The following is a 3,835-nucleotide window of genomic DNA, read 5'->3' on the forward strand; positions in this document are numbered from 1 at the left end:
ATCGTGGGCCAGAAGGCGGTGTCCTACGACGTCGCGGCCTGGGCCGACCTCTGGTTCTACAGCAACCCGATCTACGTCGAAGTGGCCAATTCGGTCGCCGTCGCAGGCGTCAAGTAAAGGAGCCGGGAGCCCTGCTCCCGACAACACTTGCCAGGGCGCCGCAGCGATGCGGCGCCCTTTTTTTTGTCGCGCGTGCGCGTCCCCAGCGGCCACGCTTGTCGTCAATTTGTCTTGCAGCGTCGATAGCATCCGCCGCCTGTGCCCCGCCCCCAGAGACCGATGTCCGCCCAGCTTTCCTTGACCCCCACCGCCAAGGCGCCGCCCCGCCTATCCGGCCTGCCGAACTGGACCCGCGAACCGCTGTTGCACTTCCTGCTGCTGGGCGCTGCCCTGTTCGGCGCCGACCGCCTGCTCAACCGCGACACCGCGGGGTCCAACGAGATCATCATCAGCGCCGAAGTCGATCGCGAGGCCCGCGAGCTGTTCAAAGCCAAGCGCGGCCATGAGCCCAACGCCGAAGAGACCGCCGCGCTGCGCAAGGTCTGGCTCGACAACGAGGTGCTCTACCGCGAAGGCCTGGCGCTGCAGCTCGACAAAGGCGACACCGCGATCCGAGAACGCGTCATCTTCAAGGCGCTCAGCGTGGTCGACGGCGGCACCCAGCTGCCGCCGGTCAAGGAGCCGGTGCTGCGCGACTGGTTCGAGAAACACCGCGCCCGCTACGACGAGCCGGCTCGGTTCGACTTCCAGGAGGCCGTGCTGGGCGGCGAGGCGAACGAGGCGACCGTGCGCGCTTTMGTCGACCTGCTGAACAACGGCGTGCCGGGCGACACCAAGGCCGGGTTGCGCGTCTTCAAGGGGAGGCCGCACAGCAACCTTTTACAGAGCTATGGCGAGGATTTCGCGAAGGCACTGGAAGGAGCCACCGCGGGCCAATGGCTGGCGCTCCAGTCGCGCGAGGGCTGGCACGCCGTGCGGCTGGACGCCAGCAGCGGCGCCAGACCGGCCAGCTTCGAGGCGCTGCGCGGCGTGGTGCTGCAGGACTGGACGGACGCGACCCTGGCCGCCCAACGCAGCGCCGCAGTGGCAGCCCTCGCCAGGAAATACACCGTCAAGGTGGAGGCGACTGCCCCATGAAGCGCGGGTGGATGTGGTTGCGTGCCATGCTGTGGCTCGCCGTTGCGGCCGCCGCCCTGCCCGCCTCGGCACACGAAATGAGCATGGCCGAGCTGCAGTTGCGCGAAACGCAGCGCGGCGAATTCGTCTGGCAGTGGTCGGCGGGCGAAAAGCGCCCGGTGGGCCAGGATCTGACGCCCGTATGGCCGCAAGGCTGCGCGGCCCAGGCCAATGCGCTGCGCTGCGGCGACCAGGGCCTGGCCGGCACGATGTCGGTCAAGGGCGTCGGTGAACGCTACTCCGCGGCCGTCGTCAAGGTCGTCTGGATGAACGGCGACACCCGCGTCTACACGCTGACCAAGGCCCAGCCCACGGTGCAGCTCTACGGTGCCGCCAACGACCCGCGCGGCATGGGCGAGATCGCCAGCGCCTACACGCTGCTGGGGGTCGAGCACATCCTCGGCGGCATCGACCACCTGCTCTTCGTCATTGGCCTGCTGTTCCTCGTCGGCTTTCGCCGCAGCCTGGTCTGGACCATCACCGCCTTCACGGCCGCCCACAGCCTGACGCTGGCGAGCAGCGCCCTGGGGCTGCTGACGCTGCGCTCGGCACCGGTGGAGGCCAGCATCGCGCTATCCATCGTTCTGGTGGCTGGCGAGGCGCTGCACAAGCGCGACACCCTGGCGGGGCGCTGGCCAGCCCTGGTCGCCTTCCTGTTCGGCCTCGTGCACGGCCTGGGCTTTGCCGGCGCGCTGAAGGAAATCGGCCTGCCCGAGAACCATCTGCTGGTCGCGCTGCTGACCTTCAACGTCGGCGTCGAACTGGGCCAGCTGATGACTGTCGGCTTCTGCTGGTGCCTGTGGCGCCTCAGCGCCCGCTGGCCGGCCACGCAGCGGCTGCGCACGGTGCTGCTCTACATGATCGGCAGCGCCGCGGCTTACTGGTCGTGGCTGCGCATCGCGGCAGTTCTGGCATGACAGACGAAGTCATCGGCCTTTTCCCGGTGCCGCTGCTGCGCGCGCCGGGCGTGCTGCCCGTGCCCCTCGTCAATGCGCTGATCGACCACTTCAGCACTCGCGCGCTGCAGGCCAACAATAGCTCGGGAGCCCTGTCGCACACCCAGATGCTGCAGCCCGGCGACAGCCCGTTGCTTGTGCAGGCCGCGGCGCTGATCACACCCAAGATCGCCGAGTTCGGCCGCCACMTCTTTGGCGAGACCCTGGGCTGGGCCATCAAGGAGATGTGGGTCAACGTGCTGGACACCGGCGGGCGCCAGGCCATGCACAACCACGCCAACAGTTTTGCCTCCGGCGTGGTCTACCTGACCGAGACCGATGACTCGGCCCGCACCGTCTTCATGAAGTCGCCCGGCGGCCATGACTTCGCGCTGAAGAACGACCACGCCGGCGTGACCGCCGGCCCCTACAACGCCGAGAAATGGGTCGGCCCCGCGCCCAGCCCGGGCGACATGGTGCTGTTCCCCAGCTATCTGATGCACGCCGTGCCGCCCAACGCTGGCGGGCGGCGCATCAGCTTGGCCTTCAACGCGATCCCGACGCGTTTGGAGAGCTGGGGCTATACGCTGAGCTTCAACGCTTGAAGCACCTCGCGCTGCTTTTGATGGCCGCGTCCGGCTTTGCCGGGCTGGGCTACCAGATCGTCTGGACGCAGCAGCTCGGCCTCGTGCTGGGCCACGAATCGGCCGCCGTTCTCGCGGTAGTCGCGGCTTTCTTCGGCGGGCTGTCGCTGGGGTCATTGCTGCTGGGCCCACGCATCGACGCGAGCCCACAACCGCAGCGCTGGTATGCCGCCTGCGAGGCGCTGATCGGCCTCTGGGGCGCGGTGCTGATGGCTGCCATGCCCATGGCCAGCAATGCAGCGCTCGCGCTGATCGGCCCCGACGCCGCGCCGCTGTGGCAATGGAGCGTTGCCTTTGCAGCGAGCTTTCTCCTGCTGCTGCCGGCCACCGCCGCGATGGGCGCCACGCTGCCGGCCATGGCGCGCATCGGTACCGCCGGCGTCGCGCCGCTGTATGCCGCGAACACACTGGGCGCCGTCGCCGGCGTGCTGGCCACCGCCTTCTGGCTGATTCCGAATTGGGGACTGACACGCAGCGCAGGGCTTTGCGTCGCCCTCAACCTGGGCTGCGCATTCCTGGCCGGCGTTTCATTGCAGTCCCGCCCCGCGCCGGCGCCTGCCTCACCGACATCGAGCCGGCCACTCGTCCTGCTGGCCCTGAGCGGGTTGCTCGGCATCGCCTACGAAGTGCTGGCCGTGCGCGTGCTCAGCCAGGTGGCCGAGGACACCGTCTACACCTTCGCGCTGCTGCTGGCCGTCTATCTCGCTGGCAGCGCGCTGGGCGCCGCAGCTCATGCACGCTGGCCAGCGCTGCACAGCACGCCGCACCTGCTGCAGGCGCTGGCCGTGAGCATCCTGCTCGGCATGGCCGCGCTGTGGAGCGCCGACGCGATCAAGGCTTGGCTGCAGCCTGAGACGCTGGCCGCAGCACTGGCCACCGAGGCTGTGCTCGCCGTCGCCGTGTTCGCGCTGCCGACGCTGCTGATGGGCGCGCTGTTCTGCCAGCTCAGCGCCGACGCGTCTGCGGCCGGCATCGCGTTCAGCCGCGCACTCGGCGTCAACACGCTGGGCGCCACGCTGGCCGCGCCGCTGTTCGGCGTGCTCATCGCGCCCGCCCTCGGCGCCAAACTCGCCTTGATCC

At 69.1% G+C, this 3,835-nt stretch carries 4 protein-coding genes; all 4 read left to right on the forward strand.

What is annotated here, in order from left to right:
* Positions 1-297 precede the first annotated feature (297 nt).
* Positions 298-1,137 carry a peptidyl-prolyl cis-trans isomerase gene (locus AC1DU6_RS22925; RefSeq protein WP_477859828.1) on the forward strand — a complete coding sequence of 280 codons (840 nt, stop codon included), beginning with the start codon at positions 298-300 and terminating at the stop codon, positions 1,135-1,137.
* The gene (locus tag AC1DU6_RS22930; protein WP_477859830.1) at positions 1,134-2,093 is read left to right on the forward strand and encodes a HupE/UreJ family protein; all 960 of its coding nucleotides are present in this window, start codon (positions 1,134-1,136) and stop codon (positions 2,091-2,093) included. Before AC1DU6_RS22925 ends, AC1DU6_RS22930 begins: the two co-directional genes overlap by 4 nt.
* Entirely contained in the window at positions 2,090-2,716 is a 627-nt protein-coding gene (locus AC1DU6_RS22935) for a TIGR02466 family protein (protein ID WP_477859832.1), read from the forward strand. The genes AC1DU6_RS22930 and AC1DU6_RS22935 overlap by 4 nt, the downstream gene beginning before the upstream one ends.
* Positions 2,713-3,835, forward strand: a 1,123-nt coding sequence (locus AC1DU6_RS22940) for a spermidine synthase family protein (RefSeq protein WP_477859834.1), incomplete at its 3' end; no start/stop codon positions are given. The genes AC1DU6_RS22935 and AC1DU6_RS22940, both read left to right, overlap by 4 nt.

It is taken from the genome of Roseateles sp. P5_B10 (genome assembly GCF_056400485.1).

Coding starts and splice junctions, on each gene's coding strand:
- AC1DU6_RS22930 (WP_477859830.1), top strand. CDS start 1,134: ATGAAGCGCGGGTGGATGTGGTTGCGTGCCATGCTGTGGCTCGCCGTT.